Origin of the sequence: Streptomyces sp. NPDC047014 (assembly GCF_040644195.1) — a bacterium.
GTDB lineage: Bacteria > Actinomycetota > Actinomycetes > Streptomycetales > Streptomycetaceae > Streptomyces.
In genome coordinates this window covers 57,461-82,104 of the sequence record NZ_JBEYVX010000002.1, presented here as the reverse complement: position 1 = coordinate 82,104, position 24,644 = coordinate 57,461, and the positions used below count along the sequence as shown (strand labels likewise).

Annotated in this window: 20 protein-coding genes; 10 read left to right on the top strand and 10 right to left on the bottom strand. The window is 72.6% G+C overall.

Features of this window, described 5'->3' with window-relative positions; genetic code table 11:
* Nucleotides 1-44: 44 nt before the first annotated feature.
* A complete protein-coding gene (locus tag ABZ873_RS01560) occupies nt 45-2,141 on the bottom strand; it encodes a PhoX family phosphatase (protein WP_360863760.1) in 2,097 nt (698 codons plus the stop codon).
* 404 nt (nt 2,142-2,545) lie between these two features.
* On the opposite strand from ABZ873_RS01560, the gene ABZ873_RS01555 reads away from it, so the two are divergent.
* The gene (locus tag ABZ873_RS01555) at nt 2,546-4,366 is read left to right on the top strand and encodes a VWA domain-containing protein (protein WP_360863758.1); all 1,821 of its coding nucleotides are present in this window, start codon (nt 2,546-2,548) and stop codon (nt 4,364-4,366) included.
* Nucleotides 4,367-4,471: 105 nt separating this feature from the next.
* Here ABZ873_RS01555 and aspS read toward each other — a convergent pair whose 3' ends face one another.
* The gene (aspS, locus tag ABZ873_RS01550; RefSeq protein ID WP_360863756.1) at nt 4,472-6,292 is read right to left on the bottom strand and encodes an aspartate--tRNA ligase; all 1,821 of its coding nucleotides are present in this window, start codon (nt 6,290-6,292) and stop codon (nt 4,472-4,474) included.
* A 157-nt stretch (nt 6,293-6,449) separates the two neighbouring features.
* Here aspS and ABZ873_RS01545 point away from each other — a divergent pair, with 157 nt between their 5' ends.
* Together ABZ873_RS01545 and ABZ873_RS01540 are read left to right on the top strand one after the other, a co-directional pair.
* Nucleotides 6,450-8,684 carry a SpoIIE family protein phosphatase gene (locus ABZ873_RS01545; protein ID WP_360863754.1) on the top strand — a complete coding sequence of 745 codons (2,235 nt, stop codon included), beginning with the start codon at nt 6,450-6,452 and terminating at the stop codon, nt 8,682-8,684.
* Between the two features lie 95 nt (nt 8,685-8,779).
* Nucleotides 8,780-9,844: an AI-2E family transporter gene (locus ABZ873_RS01540; RefSeq protein WP_360863752.1), complete on the top strand. Its 1,065-nt coding sequence runs from the start codon at nt 8,780-8,782 to the stop codon at nt 9,842-9,844.
* A 76-nt stretch (nt 9,845-9,920) separates the two neighbouring features.
* Here ABZ873_RS01540 and ABZ873_RS01535 read toward each other — a convergent pair whose 3' ends face one another.
* From ABZ873_RS01535 to ABZ873_RS01520, 4 genes are all read right to left on the bottom strand, one after another.
* Nucleotides 9,921-10,916: a pirin family protein gene (locus ABZ873_RS01535; RefSeq protein ID WP_360863750.1), complete on the bottom strand. Its 996-nt coding sequence runs from the start codon at nt 10,914-10,916 to the stop codon at nt 9,921-9,923.
* Nucleotides 10,917-11,034: 118 nt separating this feature from the next.
* Nucleotides 11,035-12,054: a winged helix-turn-helix domain-containing protein gene (locus ABZ873_RS01530; RefSeq protein WP_360863749.1), complete on the bottom strand. Its 1,020-nt coding sequence runs from the start codon at nt 12,052-12,054 to the stop codon at nt 11,035-11,037.
* A 192-nt stretch (nt 12,055-12,246) separates the two neighbouring features.
* Nucleotides 12,247-12,705 carry an SseB family protein gene (locus ABZ873_RS01525; RefSeq protein ID WP_360863747.1) on the bottom strand — a complete coding sequence of 153 codons (459 nt, stop codon included), beginning with the start codon at nt 12,703-12,705 and terminating at the stop codon, nt 12,247-12,249.
* A 46-nt stretch (nt 12,706-12,751) separates the two neighbouring features.
* Nucleotides 12,752-12,973, bottom strand: coding sequence for a hypothetical protein (locus ABZ873_RS01520; RefSeq protein WP_360863746.1), 222 nt, complete (start codon nt 12,971-12,973; stop codon nt 12,752-12,754).
* A 357-nt stretch (nt 12,974-13,330) separates the two neighbouring features.
* Between ABZ873_RS01520 and ABZ873_RS01515 the strand changes: the two genes are divergently transcribed.
* The 3 genes from ABZ873_RS01515 (at nt 13,331) to ABZ873_RS01505 (ending at nt 16,541) form a co-directional block, all read left to right on the top strand.
* Nucleotides 13,331-13,696 (top strand): ATP-binding protein, encoded by a 366-nt coding sequence (locus ABZ873_RS01515; protein WP_360863745.1) that lies wholly within the window; start codon nt 13,331-13,333, stop codon nt 13,694-13,696.
* Nucleotides 13,697-13,812: 116 nt separating this feature from the next.
* Nucleotides 13,813-15,639 carry an acyl-CoA dehydrogenase gene (locus ABZ873_RS01510; RefSeq protein ID WP_360863743.1) on the top strand — a complete coding sequence of 609 codons (1,827 nt, stop codon included), beginning with the start codon at nt 13,813-13,815 and terminating at the stop codon, nt 15,637-15,639.
* 173 nt (nt 15,640-15,812) lie between these two features.
* The gene (locus ABZ873_RS01505) at nt 15,813-16,541 is read left to right on the top strand and encodes a hypothetical protein (RefSeq protein WP_360863742.1); all 729 of its coding nucleotides are present in this window, start codon (nt 15,813-15,815) and stop codon (nt 16,539-16,541) included.
* A gap of 111 nt (nt 16,542-16,652) precedes the next feature.
* Here ABZ873_RS01505 and ABZ873_RS01500 read toward each other — a convergent pair whose 3' ends face one another.
* Nucleotides 16,653-17,864, bottom strand: coding sequence for an RNA-guided endonuclease TnpB family protein (locus ABZ873_RS01500; RefSeq protein ID WP_360864094.1), 1,212 nt, complete (start codon nt 17,862-17,864; stop codon nt 16,653-16,655).
* Nucleotides 17,865-18,016: 152 nt separating this feature from the next.
* On the opposite strand from ABZ873_RS01500, the gene ABZ873_RS01495 reads away from it, so the two are divergent.
* Nucleotides 18,017-19,309, top strand: coding sequence for a M18 family aminopeptidase (locus ABZ873_RS01495; RefSeq protein WP_360863740.1), 1,293 nt, complete (start codon nt 18,017-18,019; stop codon nt 19,307-19,309).
* 28 nt (nt 19,310-19,337) lie between these two features.
* Here ABZ873_RS01495 and ABZ873_RS01490 read toward each other — a convergent pair whose 3' ends face one another.
* Nucleotides 19,338-21,188, bottom strand: coding sequence for an NHL domain-containing thioredoxin family protein (locus ABZ873_RS01490; protein ID WP_360863738.1), 1,851 nt, complete (start codon nt 21,186-21,188; stop codon nt 19,338-19,340).
* Nucleotides 21,189-21,305: 117 nt separating this feature from the next.
* On the opposite strand from ABZ873_RS01490, the gene ABZ873_RS01485 reads away from it, so the two are divergent.
* On the top strand, nt 21,306-21,860 hold the full coding sequence (locus ABZ873_RS01485) for a Uma2 family endonuclease (protein WP_360863736.1): 555 nt from the start codon (nt 21,306-21,308) through the stop codon (nt 21,858-21,860).
* An 11-nt stretch (nt 21,861-21,871) separates the two neighbouring features.
* On the opposite strand, the gene ABZ873_RS01480 is transcribed toward ABZ873_RS01485, so the two are convergent.
* Entirely contained in the window at nt 21,872-22,672 is an 801-nt protein-coding gene (locus tag ABZ873_RS01480; RefSeq protein WP_360863734.1) for a hypothetical protein, read from the bottom strand.
* 32 nt (nt 22,673-22,704) lie between these two features.
* Between ABZ873_RS01480 and ABZ873_RS01475 the strand changes: the two genes are divergently transcribed.
* Both ABZ873_RS01475 and ABZ873_RS01470 read left to right on the top strand, forming a co-directional pair.
* Nucleotides 22,705-23,223, top strand: a complete 519-nt coding sequence (locus tag ABZ873_RS01475) for an LURP-one-related family protein (RefSeq protein ID WP_360863732.1) — start codon at nt 22,705-22,707, stop codon at nt 23,221-23,223.
* Between the two features lie 110 nt (nt 23,224-23,333).
* Nucleotides 23,334-23,696, top strand: a complete 363-nt coding sequence (locus ABZ873_RS01470; RefSeq protein WP_360863730.1) for a hypothetical protein — start codon at nt 23,334-23,336, stop codon at nt 23,694-23,696.
* A gap of 12 nt (nt 23,697-23,708) precedes the next feature.
* Here ABZ873_RS01470 and ABZ873_RS01465 read toward each other — a convergent pair whose 3' ends face one another.
* On the bottom strand, nt 23,709-24,488 hold the full coding sequence (locus ABZ873_RS01465; RefSeq protein WP_360863728.1) for a carbon-nitrogen family hydrolase: 780 nt from the start codon (nt 24,486-24,488) through the stop codon (nt 23,709-23,711).
* Nucleotides 24,489-24,644 lie beyond the last annotated feature (156 nt).

Here is a 24,644-nt window from a genome sequence, read left to right as displayed (position 1 = left end):
CGTGAGGGATGTTTCACGTGAAACACGGCCCGGCGGTGCGGGGTTCAGACGCCGATGTTCTTGCCGTCCTTGCGCCAGACGGAGACCACGGCCGGGCGGACGATTTTTCCGGGCCCGTCGGGCCACACCGACTGCGGCTTCTCGACGGAGGCGCCGTCGATCTCGCCCGGGTGCTGGACGGCGACCAGGACGCGCTTGTCCTGGATCAGCGGGCCGCAGGTCTCGGCGCCGCGCGGCACGGTGAGGAACTGCTTGAGCTCACCCCGGCGCTCGCCCGCGGTGGCGACGCCGAACAGGCCGTCGTGGGAGCCGAGCTGGTTGCCGTCCGTGGAGATCCACAGGTTGCCGTGCGGGTCGAAGGCGACATTGTCCGGGCAGGAGATCGGGCTGACCTTGTCCTTGGGGAAGCCCGCGAAGTACGTCGCCGGGTCGTTGGGGTCGCCGGCGACGAGGAAGAGCCGCCAGGCGAAGCCGTCTCCCGCCGGGTCGTCGAAGTTCTCGGCGAGCTCCAGGATCTGGCCGTGCTTGTTGAGGTTGCGCGGGTTGGGCTCGGTGGCGCCTTCCTTGCCGGGCTTGCCGCGGTCGGTGTTGTTCGTCAGCGCGACGTAGACCCGGCCGGTGCGCGGGGAGGGCTCGACGTCCTCGGGGCGGTCCATCTTGGTGGCGCCCACCTTGTCGGCGGCCTGGCGCGTGAAGACGTACACCTCCTCGGCGGTCATGCCCTCGACGTGCGAGACATTGCCGGTGGCGAGCTTGATCCAGACGCCCGAGCCGTCGAACTCGCCGTCGGAGGGGTACTTGCCGGAGCCGTCGAACTCGGCGGCCGGGGAGTCGCCGGTGAGCTTGGCGACGTAGAGGGTGCCCTCGTCGAGCAGGGTGAGGTTGTGCTCCTTCGCGGCGCGGGAATTGCCCTTCTTCATCCGCTTCGAGGAGACGAACTTGTAGAAGTAGTCGAAGCGCTCGTCGTCGCCCATGTAGACGACCGGGCGGCCGTCCTCGGTCAGCCGGGGCTGCGCGGCCTCGTGCTTGAAGCGGCCCAGCGCGGTGCGCTTGCGGGGGACGGAGTGCGGGTCGTACGGGTCGAGCTCGACGACCCAGCCGAAGCGGTGCGGCTCGTGGGGCTCCTGGGCGACGTCGAAGCGCTTGTCGAAGCGCTCCCACTTGCGCTCGGTGGCGCCGGAGGTCACGCCGTAGCGCTTGAGGCGGGCGGCGGCGGCCGGGTCGGTGACCTGGCCGGCGTTGGCGAAGTACTGGTTGAAGTTCTCCTCGCCGTGAAGGGTGGTGCCCCACGGGGTGGTGCCGCCGGCGCAGTTGTTGAGGGTGCCGAGCACCTTGGTGCCGGTGGGGTCGGCGGAGGTCTTGAGCAGGGCGCTGCCCGCGGCCGGGCCGGTCAGCCGGAACTCGCTGGTGGCGGTGAGGCGGCGGTTGAGCTGGTGGCGGCTCACCGCGGTCAGCTTGCCGCTGCGGTGGTCCTCCTGCACGACGACCACGGACAGGCCGTGCGCGGCCCAGGCGATCTCGACCTGCTCGCGGGTGGGGTTGGCGGGGTCGTACGCCTTGAACATGAGGTTCTCGTCCGTGTACTCGTGGTTGGCCACGAGCAGCTGCTGGCGTTCGTAGTCCCCGCCGAGCGGGAGGAGGCTCAGGAAGTCGTTGTTGTAGCCGAACTGCCCGGCCTGAGCGGCGGCCGTCTGCTTGTCGGGGTTGAAGCCGGGGGCGCCCTTGACGATCGGGTCGCCCCAGCGGATGACCACGTTCTGCTCGTGGCCCTCGGGGACGGTGACCTTGTCGTCGGTGTTGGGGGCGACGGGCTTGAAGCGGAGGCCGCGGGCGGCTTCGCCGGTCTTGCCGGTGCCGGTGCCTGCGGCTGCTTCGGCGTCGGGGGCGGGGGCCGCGGTGGCGGTCTGGCCGGGGGCGCCGAGGGCCACGGCGGAGCCGGCGGCGGTGGCGACGGTGACGACGGCGGCAGAGCGCAGCATCGAGCGGCGGGAGTAGGCGCGGGCTATGACATCGCCCGCGTACTCGTTGTCGCTGGTGTTCGGCACCTCGTGGAAGCAGGCGTCGCCGCAGCGGTATCGACAGGTGAGAGCGGACCGGCCGCTCCCATGCGGGTTGCCGATGAACGGCAGAAGCTTGCGCACGAGTGTCCTCCGAGGCTGCGTGGGCGCCGACAAGTTGTCGGAACGAATCCAGCCGCGACGGTAGGGCCGGGTTGCGCCGAAGCGGAGGCGCGGGGATGAACGGCCGGTGAACCCGGCACGGCGGAGCGGCAGTTCGGGATCGGGGTGGGGGCCGGGAGGCGGCGGACGCCACGAAGGGCGCCCCTGCCGAAGATCCAGCCGGGCGGCCGATAACCTTACGTGTCCACTCTGGGCAGGGATCAACCGCGCAGCACGGACAAATGACGCACGCACTCATGCGAAAGGTCTGGCCCATGGGTATTCGGAGCTTGTTGCGCAAGGTGTTCGGACGGTCTGCGGAACCGGTTCCGGAGACTTCGGACTCTCCTTCGGCGGCTGTCCCGAATCAGGCGGAACGCACCCCTATGGATGCGGCCGCCGAGCTCGTGGCCGCGTCCTTCGACAACCCGACGGTGCCGCCGCAGTCGGCTCCGCGGGACCGTGAGGCGAGCGCGGTCCTGACGGCCCCGCCCCAGACGACGGACCCCACGGTCCCGGAGGCCCGCCGCCCCCAGCCGCCCACGCCTCCGGCGGAGCCGGTCGCCGCTGCCGCTGCCGCTGCCGCGGAGCCCGTTGCCGCTGACGCGCCGCAGCCCGAGGCCGAACCGGCCCCGGAGGCCCCCGCCGAGGCGCCGAAGGCGCAAACGGAGCCGGACGCGGAGCCCATTGCTCCGGCGGAGCCGGTTGCCGCAGACGCCGCTGCCGAGGCGGAGCCGGTCACGGCTGCCGCCGACGCCGAGCAGGCCCCCGCCCCGGCGGAGCCGGTTGCCGCTGCCGCGCCGGAGGCGCAGGTTCCCGCTCCGGCGGAGCCGGTTGCCGCTGCCGCGCCGGAGGCGCAGGTTCCCGCTCCGGCGGAGCCCGTTGCCGCTGACGCGCCGGAGGCGCAGGTGGAGCCTGCCGCTGAGGCTCCCGCTCCGGCGGAGCCGGCCGTAGCTGACGCGCCGCAGGCAGACGCTGCCGTCCCGGCAGCGGAGCCGGACACCGCCGAGGCGCCGGAGGCGCAGGCCGCCGCTCCGGCGGAGCCGGTCGTGGTCGCCGCTGACGCGGAGCAGGCCCCCGTCCCGGCGGAGCCGGTCGCCGTGGCCGCGCCGGAGGCGCAGGCCGAGGCCGCCGCCCCGGCGGCGCCCGCCCACCCCGAGCAGGCCGAGGTTCCGGCGGAGCCGGACACCGCCGAGGCGCCGGAGGCGCAGGTCCCCGCCCCGGCGGAGCCCGTTGCCGCTGCCGCGCCGGAGGCGCAGGTTCCCGCTCCGGCGGAGCCGGTTGCCCCCGCGCCGGAGGTGCAGGACGACGCCGCACCGGCGGCGGAGCCGGTTGTCGTCGTCGTGCCGGAGGCGCAGGCCGAGCCGGTCGCGGCTGCCGCCGACGCCGAGCAGGCACCCGCCCCGGCGGCGGAGCCGGTCGTGGTCGCCGCCGCAGGCGAGCCGTACGCGGAGCCCGCACCGGCGGAGCCCGTCGTTGTCGGCGTGCCGGAGGCGCAGGGCGAGGTTGCCGCCCCGGCGGCGGAGCAGGTGGCGGCCGGGGTGCTGGGGCCCGCGTACCCCGTCGGGGTGGTGCGGCGGCGGGCCGTCGGGGTGCTGGGGGCCTACAAGGCCGCCGGGCAGGTGCTGCGGGGCAAGGGGAAGGCCGGGGCGCGGGCCAAGGTGTACCTCGTGCTCGACCGCTCCGGGTCCATGCGCGGGTTCTACAAGGACGGCAGCGCCCAGTACCTCGCCGACCACGCCCTCGCCCTCGCCGCCCACCTGGACGAGGCCGCGACCGTGCACACCGTCTTCTTCTCCACCGAGATCGACGGCACCGCCGACCTCACCCTCGACGGCCACACCCCGACCTGGGTCGAGGACCGCCACGCCGAGCTCGGCCGGATGGGCCGCACCAGCTACCACGCCGCCGTCCAGGCCGTCCTCGCGCACTACGGCAAGGAAGGCGGCGAAGGCCCGGCCCTGGTCCTCTTCCAGACCGACGGCGCCCCGGACAACCGCCAGCCCGCCCGGCAGGCGCTGGCCGAGGCCGCCGCCACCGCCCCCGAGGTGCACTGGCAGTTCATCGGCTTCGGCGACCAGGACTCCAAGGCGTTCGACTTCGTACGCAGGCTGGACACCGGGAACGCCGGCTTCTTCCCTGCCGGCCCGGCCCCCACCGGCCTGACCTCCCCGGCCCTGCTCAAGGGCCTCCTCGACCGGTTCTGACACCGCCGACGGCATGACAACGGGGAAGGGCCCGGGATCCAGGATCCCGGGCCCTTCCCCGTCAGCTACGTCGGCTACGTCGGCTACGCCGGCTGCGGCAGAGCGTCAGCGCGCGGCGTCCGGGTGGACCGCCTCGGCCACCGGCCGCTCGGCGGCGGCCGGCTTCGTCTCCACCGGCTTCCGCAGCGCGATGTTCAGCTCCCGCAGGCGGGCCTCCTCCAGCACCGTCGGCGCGCCCATCATCAGGTCCTGGGCGTTGCCGTTCAGCGGGAAGGCGATGGTCTCGCGGATGTTCGGCTCGTCGGCCAGCAGCATCACGATGCGGTCCACGCCCGGCGCGATGCCACCGTGCGGCGGCGCACCGAGGCGGAACGCGCGCAGCATGCCCGCGAACTCCCGCTCGACCGTCTCGGCCTCGTAGCCGGCGATCTCGAACGCCTTGAGCATGACCTCGGGCTCGTGGTTGCGGATGGCGCCCGAGGACAGCTCGATGCCGTTGCAGACGATGTCGTACTGCCAGGCCAGGATGTCGAGCGGGTCCTTCTCCTCCAGGTCCTTCATGCCGCCCTGCGGCATGGAGAAGGGGTTGTGGGAGAAGTCGATCTTGCCCGTCTCCTCGTCCTTCTCGTACATCGGGAAGTCGACGATCCAGCAGAAGCGGAAGACGTTCTCCTCGAAGTGGCCCGCGCGCTTGGCGGCCTCGACCCGGACCGGGCCCATGATCTTCGAGACCTCGTCGAACTCGCCCGCGCCGAAGAACACCGCGTGCCCGGCCGCCAGGCCCAGCCGCTCGGTGAGGACCTTGACGTTCTCCTCGGTGAGGAACTTGGCGATCGGGCCGGTCAGCGCACCGTCCTCGCCGACGCGCACCCAGGCCAGGCCCTTCGCGCCGAGCGAGACCGCGAAGTCGCCGAGGCCGTCGAAGAACTTGCGCGGCTGGGCGGCGGTGTCCGGGACGGCCAGGGCGCGCACGTGCTTGCCGGCGAACGCCTTGAACTCCGAGCCCTCGAACACGTCGGTGATGTCGACGAGCTCCAGCTTGGCGCGCAGGTCGGGCTTGTCGTTGCCGTACTTGAGCATCGACTCGCGGAAGGGGATCCGCGGGAAGGGCGAGGTGACCTCGCGGCCATTGCCGAACTCGGTGAAGAGCTCGGTCATCAGGCGCTCGATCGGCTGGAAGACGTCCTCCTGCTCGACGAAGGACATCTCCACGTCGAGCTGGTAGAACTCGCCCGGCGAGCGGTCCGCGCGGGCGTCCTCGTCGCGGAAGCAGGGCGCGATCTGGAAGTAGCGGTCGAAGCCGGAGATCATCAGCAGCTGCTTGAACTGCTGCGGGGCCTGCGGCAGGGCGTAGAACTTGCCCGGGTTCAGGCGGGAGGGCACCACGAAGTCACGGGCGCCCTCGGGGGAGGTCGCGGTGAGGATCGGGGTCGCCATCTCGTTGAAGCCGAGCGCCACCATCTTGGAGCGGATCGACGCGATGACCGCCGAGCGCAGCATGATGTTGCGGTGCATCCGCTCGCGGCGCAGGTCGAGGAAGCGGTACTCCAGGCGCCGCTCCTCGTTCACCCCGTCGTCGGTGTTGATGGTGAAGGGCAGCGGGGCGGAGGCGCCCAGCACCTCGACCTCGGAGACCTCGATCTCGATCTCACCGGTCGGCAGCTCGGGGTTGACATTGTCCGCGCCGCGGGAGACGACTTTGCCGTCGATGCGGACGACGGTCTCCTTGGTGACGCTGCTCAGGGCCTCGTTCGCGGCGGTGCCCGGCCGCGCGACGAGCTGCGTGATGCCGTAGTGGTCGCGCAGATCGATGAAGAGGATGCCGCCCAGGTCTCGACGGTTGTGCAGCCAGCCGCTCAGTCGGACGTCGGCGGCGACGTCGGAGGCGCGGAGCTCGCCGCAGGTGTGGGACCTGTACCGATGCATCAGTCATCCAGTTCTACGCGATACCAGGGTGGATTCAACCGTCCCAAGGTTACCGTCCGGGAGGGTGACGGGGCGGGCACTCCCTCCGGCCTGCGAAAACGGGCTCGTCAACCCGGCGAACAGGCACGTAACGGATATGACCTGTCAAGATGACCGGGTGCGCACCGAGGATGTCCTGGCCGCCGTCGCGACCGGTCTGTGGAGATGGGACAACGCCTCCGGGACGGTCGCCCTCGACGGGGAGGCCGCCCGGCTGCTCGGGCTGCCCGCCGAGCCGGCCGTCCTGCCGGAGGCCGCCGTCCGCTCCCGCTTCCATCCGGTGGACTGGAACGAGGTCAACGGGATCGTGAACCTGGCCGTCGCCGAGGGCACCCTCGCCGAGGCCCGGCTGCGGATCATGGACGTGGACGGCCGGGTGCTGCGGACCGTACGCAGCCGCTCCAGGCCGGTGGAGAGCTGGTCGGCGGACGGCCGCGTGGACTACGAGCTGATCGGCACCATCCAGGAGATCGCGGAGCCCCAGCCGGGCACCACCGCCGCGCACACCCCGATCACCGGCGACTGGCGGCGCTCGCGCGAGGCGTTCCTGCTGGACGCGGGCCGCGCGCTGGCCGAGGCCCGGTCCACGGCGGAGGTGCTGCGGGTCGCGGCCTCGCTGTCCATGCCCGGGTTCAGCCCCGACGGGCTGGCCGTCTTCGGTGTGGCCGGGGACCGGCTGTCGGTCATCGGCCACCACGGGCACGATCCGGGGGACGAGGGCCCCTTCACGGAGATGCTGCTGGACACGGACTACCCGGCCGCCGAGGTGGTCCGTACCGGGCGGGCGATCTACCTGGCCACCCCCGAGGACTACAAGCGGCGGTTTCCGGCCACCTGGCCGCTCGTGCAGCGCTTCGACCGGGTCTCCTGGGCCTTCCTGCCGCTGATCGTGGCCGGGCGCACCATGGGCGCCTGGATGGCCGCCTTCAAGCGGCCCGCGTCCTTCTCCCCCGACGAGCGGTCCGTGCTGACGACCGTGGCCCGGATGCTCGCGCAGGCCCTCCAGCGCGCGGGCGTGGCCGAATCCGAGCGGGAGCTCACGACCGGCCTGCAGCGCTCGATGATGCCGCAGCTCGGCCCGGAGATCCCCGGCATGCGGATCGCCGCCCGCTATGTCCCGACCGGCGGCGGGCTCCAGGTCGGCGGGGACTGGTACGACATGATCCCGCTGCCGTCGGGCCGGTTCGCGCTGGTCATCGGGGATGTCCAGGGCCATGACGTACGGGCCGCCGGCCTGATGGGCCAGCTGCGGATCGCCGTACGGGCCTACGCCTCCGAGGGGCACCGGCCGGACGCGGTGCTCTCGCGGGCCTCCCGGTTCCTCGCCGGGCTGGGCGCCCCGCAGGAGCCGGACGCCGAGGAGGACCCGGACGCCCGGAGCCCGCGCTTCGCGACCTGCCTGTACGTGGAGTGCGACCCTGCGACCGGCACGCTGGAGGTGGCCCGCGCCGGCCATCCCGACCCGGCGGTGCGCATGACCGACGGCACCGTCCTGAGCCGGCCCACCGCGGGCGGGCTCCCCCTCGGGATCGTCCCCGACACCGACTACCCCACCACGCGGTTCACCCTGGAACCCGGCGAGACGATGATGCTCTGCACCGACGGGCTGATCGAGACCGGCGGCCACGACCTGGACACCGGCTGGGCCCGGCTGCGCGCGGTCCTGGAGGGCGGACCGCACGAGCCCGCGGGCCAGGACCCCGCGGGCCGGGAGCACGCCGGCCACGACCCGGTCGGCCAGGGACCCGCGGGCCACGGGCCCGGGGACCTGGAGGCGCTGGCGGACCTGCTGGTGCAGGCCGTGCACGGGCCCTCCTCGCACCACACCACCGGCCCGCTGGCCGACCGGCGCGAGGACGACATAGCGGTGGTCCTGCTGTACCGGGAGGGCGGCCGCCCCGGCGGCGCCGGGCCGCGGCCCGCCGTACGCCCGGCCCGGCGCACCATGCTGACCGTGGCGCAGGCGGAGCCGGAGCGGATCGCGGGCGCCCGGCGGCAGATCCGGGAGCTGCTGCACGACTGGGCCGACGAGGAGCAGGTGGACTCGGTGGTCCTGATGGTCTCCGAGATGGTCACCAACGTGCTGGTGCACACCGACGGGGACGCGGTGCTCGTGGCGGAGGCGGCGGGCGAGCTGGGCACGCGCCGGCTGCGGGTGGAGGTCGCGGACGCGAGCGACGAGCTGCCGCACAAGCGGCACCCGGGGGAGATGGCCTCCAGCGGGCGCGGGGTGCTGCTGATGGAGATGCTGGCCGACGCGTGGGGCGTGGACCCGCGCGGTGAGGGCAAGTCGATCTGGTTCGAGCTGCGCGAGCAGTCCAAGCGGCCGGAGGACGCGGCGGCCACGGGCTGAGTACGGTCCCCCGCGCGCGGGGGCCGGTCCCGCGCGCGGGGGACCGTACGACTCGCCGTCAGGGACTGCCGACACGCGCGTGGTTGGATGACGGCGTGCCGAACCCCCTCCTCCCGGATCCCGTGCGCCGGCTCGCCGCCTGGTGCGCCGTCGTCCTGCTGGCCACCGCGGTGCTCGCCGTGGGCATCTGGCTGTGCACCGTCCTCCAGACCGTGGTCACGCCCGTGCTGCTGGCCGTGCTCGGCACGGCCCTGCTCGGGCCGATGCACCGGCGGCTCGCCGGGATGGGCATGAACCGCTCGCTGGCCGCGGCGCTGACCTGCCTCGCCGTCGTCGCCGTGGTGGGCGGGGCCACGTACATCGTGGTCGTGGCGCTGATGGAGACCGGCGACCAGATCATCGACGCGCTGCGCCGGGCCGGGGCCTCGCTCGCCGAGCACTTCGGGGCCGTGGGCACCTCCGTGGAGGATCTGACCGCGAACTCCAGGGAACTGCTGGCGAAGTTCGGCGGAACGGCCGCCTCGGGCGTGGTCACCGGGATCAGCGTGGTGGGCTCGATGCTGGCGATGATCCTGCTCGCGCTGGTGCTGATCTTCTTCTTCCTGCGCGACTCCGACCAGGCCGTCGGCACCCTGCGCTCGCTGGTGCCGAGCCGGTCCGGGGACCTCATGGAGGCGATGGCCCGGCGGGCCTTCGAAGCCGTGGAGGGCTTCATGCGCGGCACCACCTTCGTGGCGCTGGTGGACGGGGTGCTGATCGGCGTGGGGCTGCTGATCCTCGATGTGCCGGGGGCGCTGGGGCTGGCCGCGCTGGTCTTCGTGACCGCCTACATCCCCTACCTCGGCGCCATCCTGTCCGGCGCCGTCGCCGTCCTCGTGGCCTTCGCCGACCGCGGGTGGGCGATCGGGCTGTGGGCGCTGGGGCTGGTGCTGCTGGTGCAGATGATCGAGGGGTACGTGCTCCAGCCCGTGGTGCAGAGCCGCACCGTGCAGATGCACCCGGCGGTGGTGATGCTGGCGATCACCGCCGGGGCCAGTGTCGCGGGGATCCTGGGGATGCTGCTCGCCGTACCGCTGACCGCGGCGGTGTTCGGCGTGATCTCGGAGCTCCGCTCCCGGTACGCGGCCGAGGCGGCGCCGGGGCCGGTGGGCCCGGCCTGAGCCGGGCCCGGCACAGGGGGCCCGGCCCAGGGGGGCGGGCCGGGCCCGGGGCGGGTCCCGCGCGCGGGACCCGCGGTCAGTTCTCCGCGGCCTCGCCCGTGCCGCGGTGGCCGAGGCCGGTGCGCTCGGTAGTGGGGATGCGGCCGAGGCGGCCCGCCTGGAAGTCGTCGAACGCCTGCTGGAGCTCGTGCTGGCTGTTCATCACGAACGGCCCGTAGTGCGCCATCGGCTCCCGGATCGGGCGGCCGCCGAGGAGGACGACCTCCAGGTCCGGGGCGTTCGCGTCCTGCGCCTCGTCGGCCCGGACGGTGAGCGAGCCGCCCTCGCCGAAGACGGCCGTCTGCCCGGTGTGCAGGGGGCGGCGGTCCTCTCCGACGGACCCGCGCCCGGCCATCACGTAGGCGAGGGCGTTGAAGTCCTCGCGCCACGGCAGGGTGATCTGCGCCCCCGGCGCGACGGTCGCGTGGATCATCGTGATGGGGGTGTGGGTGATGCCGGGGCCCTCGTGGCCGTCGATGTCACCGGCGATGACGCGCAGCAGGGCGCCGCCGTCCGGGGTGGTCAGCAGGGTGACCTTGCCGCCGCCGATGTCCTGGTAGCGCGGCGGCATCATCTTGTCGGCCGCGGGGAGGTTCACCCACAGCTGGAGGCCGTGGAACAGCCCGCCGGACACGACGAGCGACTCCGGCGGCGCCTCGATGTGCAGGAGGCCCGAACCGGCGGTCATCCACTGCGTGTCACCGCCGTTGATGACTCCGCCGCCGCCGTTGGTGTCCTGGTGGACGAAGGTTCCGTCGATCAGGTACGTGACGGTCTCGAAGCCGCGGTGCGGGTGCCAGGGGGTGCCCTTCGGCTCGCCCGGCGCGTACTCCACCTCGCCCATCTGGTCCATCATGATGAACGGGTCGAGGTACTGGTAGTTGATCCCCGCGAAGGCGCGCCGCACCGGGAATCCCTCACCCTCGAACCCGGTCGGCGCCGAGACGACGGCCAGCACCTTGCGCGGAACGGCCGCCTGCGGCGGGGCCACGCGCGGAAGCGTCAACGGGTTCTCAACAGTCACTGCGGGCATGGTCAGGACCTCCTTCTGCGGCGAGTTTAGTTGAAAGTCGAACTTTCTGCCACACCCGCACAGAACAGCGGGCCCCCGGGATCCATTCCCGGGGGCCCGCTGGAGGCTGATACGCAGGTCAGGGCCTGCCCGGCGGGGAGTGCGGCCGCCTCTCGGAGGCGAGCAGATCGATGCCGAGCGCCGTGATGCTGTGCAGGACGGCGCCCCCGCGGCGGCTGGTGGTGATCAGGTGGGCGTTGCGCAGCACCGTCGCGTGCTGGCTGGCGGCGGCGAGCGAGACGTTCAGGCGGCGGGCCAGTTCGGTGGTGTTGCAGCCCCCGACGGTGACCTTGAGCGCGGCGGCCCGCGTCCGCCCCAGGAGGGCTCCCAGCGCGTCCTGCGCCGTGCCGTCCGCCCGCTCCCACAGGGCCTCCCCCACCTCCGGGTCGGTCACGGTCGGCACGGTCAGCCGGGGCGGGGCCGCCTCGTCGGCCGGGTCCCACAGCAGGGTCGGCGTACGCCCCATGAACACGGCCGGGACGAGGACCAGCCCGCGGCCGCCCAGGCGGAACTCCACCTCTTTGGGATGCCGCACCTCCAGCACGGGGGCGCGCCAGCGCACGAGCGGTACGCAGAGCCCCGCCAGCAGCCGCTCCACCCCGCCCTCCATCAGCGTCCGCGCGTACGCCGCCCGCACCGCGTCGAGATGGGCGGCTGCCCGGTCCCCGTACGGGGCGATCGCGCCGCGGTGACAGGCTTCCAGGGACCGGGCCAGCAGGCGGAGGGCTTCCGCGTCCCCGTCCCGCAGGCTCCGGACCCACGCCGCGTCGGCCGGGCGCACGGACAGCTGCGACAGCTCCTCCCGCAGCCGGGCGCGCGAGGCGCCGAGCAGGCCCTCCACCGCCTCCCCGAGGGAAGGGGCGTCCCCGGCGATCGTCAGCAGGTCCAGCCCCGGCCCCCGGTCCGGGAGCAGGGCCAGCAGGGGGCCCGCCTCCGCCCCCAGATGCCGGGCGACCGCGCCCTTCCACCGCCGGAAGGGGGGCGCGGTGCGCGGGTTCCGGAGCAGCGCCATGCCGTAGTACGTCTCCGCCGCCGCGCCGATCCCGGGGCCGACGCGGGTCCGGGCGAGGTCCTCGGCCGTGAAGTGGATCCGCAGCAACGTGCCCTCCCCGGGTTTCGGCCCTGCCTTAAGGGGCTGTTCGGCCGCGGGCGGTTCCCCGCATGGTTCACACACCGGCCGCCACGGCACCACCTCGGGGGCGGCGGGGGAGCGGGGCCGGGACGGGGGTCCGGCCCCGCTCCCCGACCAGGCCCCGGCCCCGGCCCCGGCCCTGGCACTGGCCCTGGGTGTCTAGCCGTACATGCGGCGCATCGCGAAGTCGACCATCTGCTCGACCGCCTTCGCGTCGAAGACCATGCGGTGGTCGCCCTCCATGTCGAGGACGAAGCCGTAGCCGGTCGGGAGGAGGTCGATCACCTCGGCGCCGGTGATCACGAAGTACTTGGACTCCTTGCCGGCGTACCGGCGCAGCTCCTTGAGCGTGGTGAACATGGGGATGACCGGCTGCTGCGTGTTGTGCAGCGCGAGGAAGCCCGGGGTGTCGCCGCGCGGGCAGTACACCTTCGAGCCGGCGAACACCTGCTGGAAGTCCTCGGCGGAGAGGGACCCGGTGGTGAAGGCCCGTACGGCGTCCGCGAGGGAGGGCGGGGACGGCTCCGGGTACAACGGCGGCGCCTGTTGCGCGTAGCCCTGCGGAGGCTGCTGCGCGTAGCCCTGCTGGGCGCCCGGGTTCTGGTCGTAGCCGTACATGCGGCCCACCCTATCGAGCGTTCCGCGGGCTACGGGCGGGTACCGGTCAGCGGGCGTGCATGACCCCGGTCAGGACCAGCACGCCCATGACGGTCATGGCCGCGCCGACGAACAGCGGCATGAAGCGCGCGAAGACGGGGTGGGCGCGGTTGGCGCGGCCGAAGAAGTGGTCCGGCGCGGACGCCCGCCGCACGAGATGTCCGCTGCCCGCGATCACGACCAGACCCATCACGACGGCAGTTGTGCCCACCAGGAGCTGCTTGTCCACGGATCCCCTCCACCACGGTCACCGGGCCCCGCGCCAGGGCCCGTTGCCCGCGAATGCCCAGGTGGCGGGGGCCGAAACGGCCACCCCTGGAGGGTCCCGTTCCCCAACTCCCCTACGCGGGGCCCCTGTCGGCCGCCCCGACCGCCAGCGGGACCCTCCGGCGGCGACGAGGCGGACTTCCACACTCCGGGTTGTGGACCGCGAGCCCTTCCCACGGCCGCCCCCGCCCCACCAGCCTGTGAGGAGTTCGTCACCGTCCGCCACGGAAGGCTCCCCCATGCACGACCGCTCCCGCACCACGGCCCCCTCGGCGGCCCGCACCCCGGCCCGTACCCCGGCCCCCGCCCCGGCCGCGCCGTGAACGAGCTCACCATCCGGCTGCTCGCCGCCCCCCAGGCGGCCCCGGTGCTGCGGCACGCCGTACGCGAGCACCTCGGGCCCGACGCGCACCCCGACGCCGCGCTCTGCGTCACCGAGCTCCTGGCCAACGTCATCCGCCATGTCGGCGAAGGCACCCCCGTCACCCTGCGCGTCACCGGCACCGGAAGGGCAACCCGTACGCGGGTCGAGCTCACCGATCCCGACCCGCGCGCATGGCCCGTACCCCGGCAGGCGGACGACACCGACGAGTCCGGGCGCGGGCTCGCCCTGCTCGACGCCGTCGCGCTGCGGTGGGGGGTCGTCCGGGGGGCCCGTACGAAGACGGTGTGGTGCGAGCTTTGACGCTGGTCACAGTCGGCGCCGAAGGGTTGCCGTTATTACCGGCGGGTAGCATCATGTTGTTACCGATTGGTATGTACGAGGAACCTGTCTCCCCGAGCCTTAACGGAGCCGTCGCCATGGGGCACTACAAGTCGAATCTCCGCGACATCGAGTTCAACCTCTTCGAGGTGCTCGGCCGCGACCAGCAGTACGGCACCGGTCCGTTCGAGGAGATGGACACCGAGACCGCCAAGAGCGTCCTGTCCGAGATCGCCCGCCTCGCCGAGAACGAGCTGGCCGCCTCCTTCGAGGACGCCGACCGCAACCCGCCGGTCTTCGACCCCGCCACCAACACCGCCCCGGTCCCGGCCTCCTTCAAGAAGAGCTACGAAGCCTTCATGGAGTCCGAGTACTGGCGCCTCGGCCTGCCCGAGGAGATCGGCGGCACCACCTCGCCCCGCTCCCTCATCTGGGCCTACGCGGAGCTGCTGCTCGGCTCGAACCCGGCCATCTGGATGTACTCCTCCGGCCCCGCCTTCGCCGGCATCCTCTTCGAGGAGGGCAACGAGGCGCAGAAGAAGGTCGCGCAGATAGCGGTCGAGAAGCGCTGGGGCTCCACCATGGTCCTCACCGAGCCGGACGCCGGCTCGGACGTGGGCGCCGGCCGCACCAAGGCCGTCCAGCAGGAGGACGGCTCCTGGCACATCGAGGGCGTGAAGCGCTTCATCACCTCCGGTGAGCACGACATGGAGGAGAACATCCTCCACTACGTCCTCGCCCGCCCCGAGGGCCACGGCCCGGGCACCAAGGGCCTGTCGCTCTTCCTCGTCCCGAAGTTCCACTTCGACTGGGAGACCGGCGAGCTGGGCGAGCGCAACGGCGTCTACGCGACGAACGTCGAGCACAAGATGGGCCTCAAGGCGTCCAACACCTGCGAGATGACCTTCGGCGACCAGCACCCCGCCAAGGGCTGGCTGATCGGCGACAAGCACGACGGCATCCGCCAGATGTTCATGATCATCGAGTTCGCGCGCATGATGGTCGGCACGAAGGCCATCGCCACCCTCTCCACCGGCTACCTGAACGCGCTGGAGTACGCCAAGGAGCGCGTGCAGGGCCCGGACCTGGCGAACTTCATGGACAAGACCGCGCCCAAGGTCACCATCACGCACCACCCCGACGTCCGCCGCTCGCTGATGACGCAGAAGGCGTACGCGGAGGGCATGCGCGCGCTCGTCCTGTACACGGCGACCGTCCAGGACGAGATCCAGGTCAAGCAGGCCGCCGGCGAGGACGCCTCCGCGCTCGTCGGCCTGAACGACCTGCTGCTGCCGATCGTGAAGGGCTACGGCTCGGAGAAGTCCTACGAGCAGCTGGCGCAGTCGCTCCAGACCTTCGGCGGCTCCGGGTACCTCCAGGAGTACCCGATCGAGCAGTACATCCGCGACGCCAAGATCGACACCCTCTACGAGGGCACCACGGCCATCCAGGGCCAGGACTTCTTCTTCCGGAAGATCGTCCGCGACCAGGGCGCCTCGCTGAACGTGCTCTCCGAGACGATCAAGAAGTTCCTGGCGGAGGCCGCCGGCGGCGAGGAGCTGGCCGGTGCCCGCGACGCGCTCGCCAAGGCCGCCGTGGACCTGGAGGCCATCGTCGGCCAGATGATCGTCGACCTCACCGCCACCGGCGAGGACGTCAAGAACATCTACAAGGTCGGCCAGAACACCACCCGCCTGCTGATGGCCTCCGGCGACGTGGTCGTCGGCTACCTGCTGCTCAAGGGCGCCGCCGTGGCCGCCGGGAAGCTGGCGACGGCCTCCGCGAAGGACGCGGCCTTCTACCGGGGCAAGATCGCGGCCGCGAAGTTCTTCGCGTCCCAGGTCCTGCCGGGCGTCTCGGTCCAGCGCGCGCTGGCCGAGACCGTCGACAACTCCCTCATGGAGCTGGACGAGGCCGCCTTCTAGCGGCCACCGTCCCCGCCCGTGGCCCAGCTCCGCCACGGGCGGGACCGCACAGCGGCCGGGTCCCCCGCACAGGGACCCGGCCGCTGCCGCGTGCCGGGGGCTCCGCACCGCCTCTTTGCCGCCCTGTACTGCGGCTTTCCCCGATGTCGGTCGTTCATGGGACGCTCGTAGGCATGAGTCCACAGGATCAGCACGGCAGCAGGGGGTACTCCGTCCCCACCGGGCGGCCGTACGCCCTCAAGGAGCTGCAGGCGAGCCTGGGCAGCCTCGGCGACCACCTCCGCGAGCTGTACGACGGCGCGCACCCCGCCGAGTACGAGACCATCGCGGACGCGCTGTACGTGGCCTTCCAGACGGCCGCCGGCCTGGCCCCCGCCAAGAGCTACACCGGCTGCTCCGAGCACCCCAACGGCGCCCTCGACCCCGAGGCCCCCGAGGGCTGGGGCCGCTGCCTGATCTGCAACGACCGCCGCCGCCTGGCCCGCCGCGGCGGCCCCGGCCCGGCCCCGGCCCCCGCCGGGGAGCAGCGCCGCCTGGGCTACCCGGTGCCCGACGGGCCGTACGACCTCGCGCTGCTGCACCGGTACCTGCGCACCGTGGAGGACCAGCGCTTCCACCTCGGCCTGTCCTCCGCCGCCGAGGACTTCGTCCGCATTGCCGACGACCTCCACCGCGCCTTCATCGTCGCCCGCGAACTGTCCCGCCCGCGCAACGCCTCGGGCTGCGCGGAACACCCCGGCGCCCCGATCGACCCCGACGCGCCCCCCGGCGCGGCCTGTATCTTCTGCGCCGGACGCACACGGCGCGCGCAGCGCTCCCCGCAGACCCCGGAAATGCTCCCGCGCATCCGCCGGGGCGAGCGCAGACAACTGCACCGCCGCTTCAACCGCCCACCGGCCTGACCACACGGGACCGCAGCCCCGGCACCACCCTCCCGGCGACCCGCCCCCTCCGGCCACGACGAACAGGAACCCGGCCCTCGTTAAGGTGAACCACTTGGCTTCCTCCCCTCCCTAGCGGGAGGGGATTCCCACACTCACGCGTGGGGATTCCTGTTTCGCCACGGACCGCCCCGACCGAGAGGAGGACTCCCGATGAGGTCTCACATCCGCTCCACAGGCAGCGACCGCCAGCCCGGCGGCCAGCAGATTCACCGCGGCGTTCCCGTCCCGGTCATGCACCCTCCCGCACCCCTCGCAGCTCCACTCCCGCACCCCGAGCGGCACCGCACCCCCGAGAACCCCACACCCCGAACACAGCCGGGAACTGGAGAACCACCGCCCGACCACCACCAGCTCCCGGCCGTACCAGGCCGCCTTGTACTCCAGCATCGACCGCAGTTCCCGCCAGGCGACATCGCTGATCGCACGTGCCAGGCCCCGGTTGCGCAGCATGTTGGCGACCGCAAGATCCTCGATCACGAGCGTTTGGTTCTCGCGCACGAGTCGAGTCGTCAGCCGGTGCAGGAAGTCCCGGCGGCGGTCGCTGATCCGGGCGTGGATCCGCGCCACACGATCGCGGGCCTTGCTCCGGTTGTTGCTGCCCTTCTTCTTCCGCGACAGCGCTCGCTGGGCGCGCGCGAGGCGATCGCGGTCCCTCCGCTCGTGGCGGGGGTTGGGAATCTTCTCACCCGTGGAGAGGGTGAGAAGGGCGGTCAGCCCCGCGTCGATGCCGACCGCCTTCGTGGTGACCGGCATCGGCACCGGGGTGTCCTCGCACAGCAGCGAGACATACCAGCGGCCGGCGCTGTCGCGGGAGACCGTGACCGTGGACGGCACCGCCCCGTCCGGCAAGGGACGGGACCACACCATGTCCAGAGGCTCGTCCATCTTCGCCAGCCGCAGCCGGCCCCCTTCGTAGCGGAACCCGCTACGGGTGTACTCGGCCGAGGCCCGCGACCTGCGCTTCGACTTGAATCGTGGGTACCCCGACCGCTTCTGCCAGAACCCCACGAACGCCGCCTGCAGATGACGCAGGGTCTGCTGCAGTGGTACCGACGACACCGCTGCCAGGAAGGACAGTTCCTCGGTCTTCTTCCACGCGGTGAGCATCGCCGAGGTCTGGGTGTGATCCATCCGCCGGCCGCCGGTGCGCCAGGCGTCCGTGCGGGCCGCGAGGGCGAGGTTGTAGACCTTCCGCACGCAGCCGAACGTCCGCGACAGTTCCACGGCCTGTGCGCGCGTCGGATAGAAACGGTACTTGAACGACCGCTTCACAGAAGGAATCCCCACCCCCCGGACGCTAGGGTCGGTCACGATCCGAACACAAGCACAGGTCACAGCCTCACGCTGCGGCAGCCCGCCGCAGCGAGGCTCCGAGCCGGAACTGCGTTTCCTCACCCGGCTGAAGCCGGGGGCTTCCACACAAGGGAAATACGATGAGCTCTCCCGCCCGCTTCGACCGCGGCCACACCGACGATCTGATGACCTTCCTGGCGGCCAGTCCGTCGCCGTACCACGCCGTGGCCAACGCGGCCGAGCGGCTGGAGAAGGCGGGATTCAGGCAGGTGTCGGAGACGGACGCCTGGGACGCGGGCAGCGGGGGCAGGTTCGTGCTCCGCGGTGGCGCGCTCATCGCCTGGTACGTCCCCGAAGGCGCCGCCGCGCACACGCCGTTCCGGATCGTCGGCGCGCACACCGACTCGCCGAACCTGCGGGTCAAGCCGCTGCCCGACACCGGTTCCCAGGGCTGGCGGCAGATCGCGGTCGAGATCTACGGCGGGACCCTGCTCAACACCTGGCTCGACCGCGACCTCGGCCTGGCCGGGCGGCTGACCCTGCGCGACGGCACCGAACGCCTCGTCAACATCGACCGCGCGCTGCTGCGCGTACCCCAACTCGCCGTGCATCTGGACCGGTCGGTGAACAGCGACGGGCTCAAGCTCGACAAGCAGCGGCACATGCAGCCGATCTGGGGCCTGGGCGACCCGCGCGAGGGCGACCTCATCGCCTTCCTGGAGGAGGAAGAGGGCCTGGAGCAGGGCTCGGTGGCCGGCTGGGACCTGATGGTGCACTCCATCGAGCCGCCCTCCTACCTGGGCCGCGACCGCGAACTCCTCGCGGGCCCGCGGATGGACAACCTGCTGTCCGTGCACGCGGGCGTGGCCGCGCTCGCGGCGGTGTCGGCCGCCGACAAGCTCGACCACATCCCCGTCCTGGCCGCCTTCGACCACGAGGAGAACGGCTCGCAGTCGGACACCGGCGCGGACGGCCCGCTGCTGGGGAACGTGCTGGAACGTTCAGTCTTCGCGCGCGGGGGTACGTACGAGGACCGCGCGCGGGCCTTCGCCGGGACCGTCTGCCTGTCCTCGGACACCGGGCACGCCGTCCACCCCAACTACGGTGAGCGGCACGACCCGACGCACCACCCGCGCGCCAACGGCGGCCCGATCCTCAAGGTCAACGTCAACCAGCGCTACGCCACCGACGGCAGCGGGCGCGCGGTGTTCGCGGCCGCCTGCGAGCGGGCGGGGGTGCCGTGGCAGACGTTCGTCTCCAACAACGCGATGCCGTGCGGCACGACCATCGGCCCGATCACGGCCGCCCGCCACGGCATCCGGACGGTGGACATCGGCGTCGCGATCCTGTCGATGCACAGCGCCCGCGAACTGTGCGGCGCGGAGGACCCGTACCTCCTGGCGAACGCCCTGGTGGCCTTCCTGGAGGGCTGACGCCGCCCTCCAGGAAGTCCGGGTGCCGCTACCCCTCGTCGTCGTCCAGGCCCGCGAGGACGAGGGGGAGGCGGGTGGTGCCCGTCGGGGTGATGCGGACGGGGACGCCCCAGTCCTGCTGGTGGACGTGGCAGGCGGGGTACTCGTTCGCCGGGTCGTCGTCGCAGGAGGCCGCCATCGCGGAGACGTGCAGGACGCCCTCGGTCAGCTCCGGGTTCAGGGCCAGCTCGCGGAAGAGGTCCGTACCGGCGCCCTCGCCGCCCGCCAGCAGCTCGGGCGGGGTGGCGGAGACCAGCAGCCGGGTGGAGGGGCCGTAGCGGGTGTCGAGCTTCTGGCCGCTCGGCGCCCGGAAGACCACGTCGAGGCGGAGCGTGCCGGGGGCGACCTCGGTGGCGGCCCGCTGGGTGCGGTGCGCGACGGCGTCCACGCGGACCGCCTCCTCCGGGAGCCGGAGCCGGGTCAGCCGGTGCCGGGCGGATTCGACGACGACGATGTCCTCGCCGGCGAGCACGGCGTCGCTGGGCTCGCGCAGGTCCGTCGCGAGGGTGGTGACCTCGCCGGTGGCGGGGTCGTAGCGGCGCAGCGCGTGGTTGTACGTGTCGCAGACCGCGACCGAGCCGTCGGGCAGGGCGGTGACGCCGAGCGGGTGCTGGAGCAGGGCCTGGGCGGCGTCGCCGTCGCGGTGGCCGAAGTCGAACAGGCCGGTGCCGACGGCGGAGGTGATCGCGTAACCGGTGCCGGTGTCGGCGCGGTGGACGTAGCGCAGGGCGCTGGTCTCGGAGTCGGCGATCCACAGCCGGTCCCCGGCGGCGGCGAGGCCGGAGGGCTGGGCGAACCACGCCTCGGCGGCGGGGCCGTCCACCAGGCCCTCGTTGGTGGTGCCGGCGGCGACCTCGACGGTGCCGGTCGCCGGGTCCCAGGTCCACAGCTGGTGGACGCCGGCCATGGCGATCCAGACCCGGTCCTGCCACCAGGCCACGTCCCACGGCGAGGAGAGGTCCGTCTCCAGGGCCGGGCCGGAGGTGGGCGAGCCCTGCCACCACTGGCGGCCGGTGCCGGCGACGGTCTCCACGAGGCCGGTGGCCGGGTCGAAGGTGCGCAGGGCGTGGTTGACGGTGTCCGCGACGACCACGCGGCCGTCGGGCAGCAGCGCCAGGCCCTGCGGCTCGCTGAACGCGTCCGCGCCGAAGCCGCGCTCGCCGCTGCCGATGCGGCGTACGACGCTCTCGCCGTCGGCGGCCAGCTCCACGAGCTGGTGCCGTGTCGAGTCCGACACGAGGAAGGTGCCGCCGGGCAGGAGCAGGGCCTTGCCGGGGAAGCGGAGGTCGGTGGCGACGGGCTCGGGCGCGACGTACGGGCCGTCCCCGCGGCGCAGGGTCCCCTTGGCCTCGTGCTCGGCCTCCAGCTCCTCGACGAGGCGGGCGAGGGCGTGCGCGTGGCCCTCGCCGGCGTGCTGGGCGACGACGTAGCCCTCGGGGTCGATCACGACGAGGGTGGGCCAGGCGCGGACGGCGTACTGCTTCCAGGTGGCCAGCTCGGGGTCGTCCAGGACGGGGTGGTGGACCTCGTAGCGCTCGACGGCGTCGACGACGGCGGCGTGCTCGGCCTCGTGCACGAACTTCGGCGAGTGCACGCCGATGATCACGACGGTGTCGCGGTGCTTCTCCTCCAGCTCGCGCAGCTCGTCGAGGACGTGCAGGCAGTTGATGCAGCAGAAGGTCCAGAAGTCGAGGATGACCACGCGTCCGCGCAGGCCGGCGAGGGTGAGGTCCTTCCCGCCGGTGTTCAGCCAGCCGCCCTTGCCGGTCAGCTCGGGGGCACGGACACGGGCACGGCGGGGCGCGGGCGCGGGGGTGGGCGCCGGGGCAGCATCGTTCATCCGTCCAGCTTGCCATCCCCGCCCCCGCACCCCGACGGGTGACCGCGGGCCGGACACACGGCCGCAATGAACGGGGGTGTGCGAGCCTGGCCCGGGGCGTCGAAGGAGGCTTGCGGCATGACCACCGCGCGCGACTACAGCGAGGGCATCGATCCCGAACGGGCCCTGAAGTACGCCATCCAGCACCACGTGGGCGACCGCACAGAGATCGTCGAAGGGGTGATCACCCACGTGACACCGAGCTGGGACCACGAGCGGGCGGCGAAGCTCGTACGCCGCCAGATCGAGGCGAGGGTGGACGACCTCGGGTGCGTGGAGGGTTCGGGCAATCTGGATCTGCCCGGATCGAGCAACTGGTACATCCCGGACATCGCCGTCGTGCCGGAAGAGCTCGCGCACCATGGGGGTGCGCTGCTGCCCGATCAGACCCTGCTGGTCGTGGAGATCACCTCCCGGTCCGACGCCGAGACCGATCGCGTGGTGAAACGCAAGCGGTACGCGGAGTACGGCGCGCCGCTCTACCTGCTCGTCGACCGGCAGGAGCGCTCCGTCACCCTCTACGCCGAACCCGGCAGCCTCGGCTACACCACGGCCGACGGCCCGCACCCCTTCGGCACGCCGGTGCGGCTGCCCGAGCCGTTCGGGATCGACCTCGACACCAGCGCGCTCTGACGGGCCCCGGCTCAGCCGAGGTAGGCGTGGAGGGAGGTGGTGAGGGCGGTGAGGAAGGTGTCCTGGACGTGGGGCGGGAGGAGGTGGAGGGAGAGGTACGGGTTCAGGTCCTCCAGTTCCACCAGCAGGAGTTCGCCCGAGGGGGCCCGGCAGGCGTCCACGCGCTGGATGCCGTGGCCGAGGGTGTTCCACTCGACGAAGGCGCGGGCGAAGGCCAGGTCCGCGGGGGCCGGGTCGTAGGGGCGCAGTTCCCAGCGGCGGGCCGGGTCGGGGGCGTACAGGGCGTACTGGAAGGCGTCGTCGACGAAGTAGAAGGAGACCTCGTACGCGAAATCCACGCGCGGCTGGATCAGTACGGCCCCCGCCGGGCCCTCCGGGGTGGCCGTGAAGGTCAGGCCGATGGAGTCGGCGCCCTGCTTCGGCTTGACGGCGTACTCGGGCACGGACGGCAGCTCCGCCAGCCGGGCCGGGTCGTCGACGGTCGGGATGACCGGGTAGCCGGCGGCCGTGAGGTCGAGGAGGTACTGCTTTCCGGCCATGTCGGCGCGGCCCGTGAGCGGGTTGTAGACCCGGGTGCCGGTGGCGAGGGCGGCGGCGCGGAAGGCGTCGTACTCCTCCTGGTAGTGCAGGACGGGCCCGCTGTTGCGGACGATCACGGCGTCGAAGGCGGGCATCAGGGCGCGGGCGTCGGCCGGGTGGCACAGGGCCAGCCGGAAGTCCCGGCGCAGCCGGGAGGTGAGGAATATGTCCTCGTCGCAGTAGCGGCGGCCGCGTGCCGGGTACGCCAGGTCGGTCACGTAGAGCAGGGGCATGGCGGAAACCTATCGCGGGCACGGATGAGGTCATGAAATACCTCGTTCGGGACAAACTGCTGGCCATCGGGGACGACTACTGGATCGAGGACGAGGACGGGCGGCACGCCTTCCTCGTCGACGGCAAGGCCCTGCGCTTCCGGGACACCCTGGAGCTCAAGGACCCCGACGGGCGGATCCTGATCACCCTGCGGGAGAAGCTGTTCGGCTTCCGCGACGCCATGACGCTGGAGCGGGACGAGCGGCAGCTCGCGGTGATCCGCCGGAAGCGGTTCTCGCTGCTGCGCAACCACTTCCGGGTGACGCTGGTCGAGGGCACGGAGCTCGATGTCAGCGGGCGGATCACGGACCGCGAGTTCAAGATCGAGTACGACGGGGAGCTGCTGGCCCTGGTCTCGCGCCAGTGGTACCGGGTGCGCGAGACGTACGCGGTGGAGGTGGTCCGGGAGGACGCGGACGCGGCGCTGCTCATCGCGGTCGCGGTGTGCGTGATCCGGATGGCGGAGAAGGAGCGGGAGGGGGAGCGGGAGGAGAGCGCCGGTTCCGGGTGAGCCGGGTGAGTACGGCGCCCCGGCCGGGCTGAGCACGCACGCTCATGCCGGGGCGGCCGGCGGGCGGCGAGGATCGGCGGTGTCCCCGCCGCACCACGGAAGGAAGCCCGGTGAACCCCGAGACCTACGCGGCCCTGTACGGGCCGGGCCGGCCCGCGCGGCAGCCTCGCGCGCACCGGCCCGTCGTCGTCGCGCTCGCCGTCCTGGTCTGGACGCTCACCGCGCTCACGGTCTCCTGGGTGGGCGGCATCGGCTGCGTCGCGCTGCTGTGGGCCCTGGGGAGCGGCGAGCCGGCCTGGTGGCTGCCCGGCTGCCTGCTCCTGCTGCCGGCGGGGGCCGCCGGGCTCGTCGCGCTGGCCCGCACCCCCGCGCTGCGCGCGATGGACTCCTCCGCGCGGATGCTGCTGCTCGGCGCGGTGGCCTGCCCCGTCCCGGCCGCGCTCACGGTGCTGCTGTGGAGCCGGGGCGTCTGAGCCGCGGGCGCGTCAGACGCCCAGGCGGCGGTCCTTGAGGGCCGGGAACTGGGTGCGGGTCTCGCGGACCTTCTTCGGGTCCAGGTCCACCGTCAGGACCTCCTCCCCCGGGCCCGCCTCCGCCAGGACCTCGCCCCACGGGTCCACCACCAGGCTGTGCCCGGCCTGTTCCACGCCCGCGTGGGTGCCGGCCAGGCCGCAGCCCAGGACGTACGACTGGTCCTCCACCGCCCGCGCCCGGTTCAGCAGCGTCCAGTGCGCGCGCCGCCGCGCGGGCCAGCCGGCCACGACCACCATCGTGGTGGACCCGGCGTCGACCAGGCCCCGGAACAGCTCGGGGAAGCGCAGGTCGTAGCAGGTGGCGATGCCGAGGGTCTGCTCGGGCAGGGTCACCGTCGTCAGGGAGTCCCCGGCGGACATGAGCACCGCCTCGCCCTGGTCGAAGCCGAAGCGGTGGATCTTGCGGTAGCTCGCGGCCAGTTCGCCCTCGGGGGAGAGAACAAGGGCGGTGTTGTAGAGCGAGCCGTCCCCGGCGCGCTCGACCACCGAGCCCGCGTGCAGCCAGACCCCGGCGTCGCGCGCGGCCTTGGACATGGCCTCGAAGGTGGGGCCGTCCAGCGGTTCGGCCTCGGTCTCGAACTGCTCGTAGGCGAAGGCCCCGACGGTCCACAGCTCCGGCAGCACGACGAGGTCGGACCCGTCCTGCTCCCGTACGAGAGCGGCCACGCGGGCGCGTCGGGAAGACACCGACTCGCCCTCGTTCACTGCGATTTGGATCAGCGAGGCGCGCACATTACCACCGTCCTGGCATTCAAGCCGTCAACTCGGGCCTACGAATCGTCACACGAAAGCACTGCCGGGGTGCTCAACAGCAGCGTAGTTTTGGAAACTGAGTCCACCGCTTCCGAAACGCGCCACTGAACGACGCCACTGAACAGCACCGCGAGG